Source organism: Cycloclasticus sp. (assembly GCF_019090545.1).
Classification (GTDB): Bacteria; Pseudomonadota; Gammaproteobacteria; order Methylococcales; family Cycloclasticaceae; genus Cycloclasticus; species Cycloclasticus pugetii.
On the sequence record NZ_JAHRVT010000054.1, the window covers coordinates 1 to 2,613 of the forward strand.

Annotated in this window: 2 protein-coding genes; both read right to left on the minus strand. The window is 40.5% G+C overall.

What is annotated here, in order from left to right; translation table 11 throughout:
* Positions 1–110: 110 nt before the first annotated feature.
* On the minus strand, positions 111–974 hold the full coding sequence (gene atpG, locus KUG63_RS11505) for a F0F1 ATP synthase subunit gamma (protein WP_015007007.1): 864 nt from the start codon (positions 972–974) through the stop codon (positions 111–113).
* Positions 975–986: 12 nt separating this feature from the next.
* The gene (gene atpA / locus KUG63_RS11510; RefSeq protein ID WP_277642554.1) at positions 987–2,528 is read right to left on the minus strand and encodes a F0F1 ATP synthase subunit alpha; all 1,542 of its coding nucleotides are present in this window, start codon (positions 2,526–2,528) and stop codon (positions 987–989) included.
* Positions 2,529–2,613: the final 85 nt, after the last annotated feature.

The following is a 2,613-nucleotide window of genomic DNA, read 5'->3' on the forward strand; positions in this document are numbered from 1 at the left end:
CTTTCGGTATAGCATCACGTGGAAATTCCACGTCAACAACCGCGCCAATAATTTGAACGATAACACCTGAGCTCATATCAGTTCCTCAATATTCTTAATTTAAAATTTTTCTATACCGCTGCTGCACCAGCAACGATTTCCGATAGTTCTTGTGTAATTGCTGCTTGCCTTGCTTTGTTATAAATCAGCTGCAATTCATCAATTAATGTACCTGCGTTGTCGGATGCACTTTTCATAGCAACCATTCGAGCTGCTTGTTCACAAGCATTATTTTCTAATAGCCCTTGGTATACCAGCGATTCGATGTATCTAACCAATAATTGATCCAATACTTCTTTTGCATCTGGTTCATAGATATAGTCCCAATGATGTGTAAGTTCATCATCTAACTCTTCTGTGTATACAGGCAGTAGCTGAGTGATTTCTGGTGTTTGAGTCATTGTGTTTACATAGTCATTATGCGCTATATAAAAACGATCAATATTACCTTCGTCATATTCATCTAACATGCTTTTAACAACACCAATGATGTCTTCTAACGATGGTGTCTCACCGATATGGGTCACAGAGCCAAGAACGTTACCACCTAACCGGCCTAAAAACCCTTCGCCTTTTGAGCCGATTGATGCCATAACAACATCAACACCTTCTTCATCCCAGGTTTTCAGCTGACCTACAAACTTACGAAATAAATTTGAGTTCAAACCACCACATAATCCACGATCACTGCTGATTAATATGATGCCAACGCGCTTACATTCTCTATCTGCCAAATAAGGGTGCTTATATTCGGTTCTAGCCTGAGCCAAATGACGTATAACCTGCCCTATTTTTTTAGCATATGGACGAGCCGCAAAAACACGCTCTTGTGTTTTACGCATTTTACTTGCGGCGACCATTTCCATTGCGCGTGTTATTTTTTGTGTACTTTGAACACTCGCAATCTTGGTCTTAATTTCTTTTCCAACTGCCATCGCTTTTCTCGCTTACCAGGTTTGTGTGTTTACAAACTCTTCGATAGAAGACTTCAAGTCAGCAATAATCTCATCGTTATAGTGACCTTTATCACCAATTGCTGCAACAAGATCAGCCTTTTCTCTTTCCATAAAACCATGAAGAGCTGCTTCAAAATCTAGTACTTTATCAACATCAACTGCGTCAATAAAACCTTCATTAGCTGCAAACAATGAAATCGACATTTGAGGCACACTTAATGGCGCATACTGATTTTGTTTCATCAATTCAGTCACACGAATTCCACGATCAATTTGCGCTTTAGTCGCCGCATCAAGATCTGATGCAAACTGTGCAAAGGCTGCCAATTCACGATACTGAGCCAAATCAAGACGTGTACCACCGCCTAGCTTCTTAACTGATTTAGTTTGCGCTGCGCCGCCCACACGAGAGACAGACAAGCCAGCATTAACCGCTGGTCTAATACCCGCATTAAATAAATCTGTTTCTAAGAAAATTTGACCATCAGTAATAGAAATAACGTTGGTAGGAACAAATGCAGAAACGTCACCAGCTTGAGTTTCAATAATAGGTAAGGCGGTTAATGAGCCTGTTTTACCTTTAACTTTACCATCTGTTAGTCTCTCAACTTCTTCAACATTAATTCTAGCTGCACGCTCTAATAGTCTAGAGTGAAGATAAAAGACATCTCCTGGGTATGCTTCACGTCCTGGTGGACGACGAAGTAATAATGAAATTTGACGATACGCCCATGCTTGTTTTGTTAAATCATCATAAATGATTAACGCATCTTCGCCCTTATCACGGAAATACTCGCCCATTGCACAACCAGCGTATGGTGCAATAAATTGTAGTGCTGGCGAATCAGCTGCACCCGCATTGACCACAATTGTGTGATCCATCGCGCCATGCTCTTCAAGTTTTCTAACAACATTTGCAATTGAAGACTGTTTTTGTCCAATCGCAACATAGATACACTTAATACCTGTGCCTTTTTGATTGATAATTGCATCAATAGCGATGGCTGTTTTTCCAGTTTGTCTGTCACCGATAATTAATTCACGTTGGCCACGACCTAATGGAATCATTGCATCAATTGATTTCAAACCTGTTTGCACTGGTTCGTCCACTGATTGACGTGCAATCACACCTGGTGCAATTCGCTCTACTGGTGATGATGACTCAGCATTAATGGCTCCTTTACCGTCAATTGGGCTACCTAATGCATCAACTACACGACCTAGCATTGCCTCACCAGTTGGAACTTCTAAAATTCGACCAGTACATTTTACACTGTCACCCTCTGAAAGGTGCAGGTATGAGCCCATGATAACAACCCCTACAGAGTCTCTTTCAAGGTTAAGTGCCATACCAAATGTATTGCCAGGAAACTCTAACATCTCACCTTGCATAGCATCTGATAAGCCATGTACTCGAGCAATGCCGTCTGTTAAAGAAACGATTGTGCCTTCTGTTTTAGCTTCTACGTCTGTATCGAAGTTTTCGATTTTTTTCTTGATAAGATCACTTATCTCGGATGGATTTAATTGCATCGTTTTTACCTTTGCTATTTTAGCTTATTAGCCAATTGTTTAATCTGACTATTTAAAGAGCCGTCAATCACTTTATCACCAGCAC

Coding starts and splice junctions, on each gene's coding strand:
- atpG (WP_015007007.1), bottom strand. CDS start 974: ATGGCAGTTGGAAAAGAAATTAAGACCAAGATTGCGAGTGTTCAAAGT.
- atpA (WP_277642554.1), bottom strand. CDS start 2,528: ATGCAATTAAATCCATCCGAGATAAGTGATCTTATCAAGAAAAAAATC.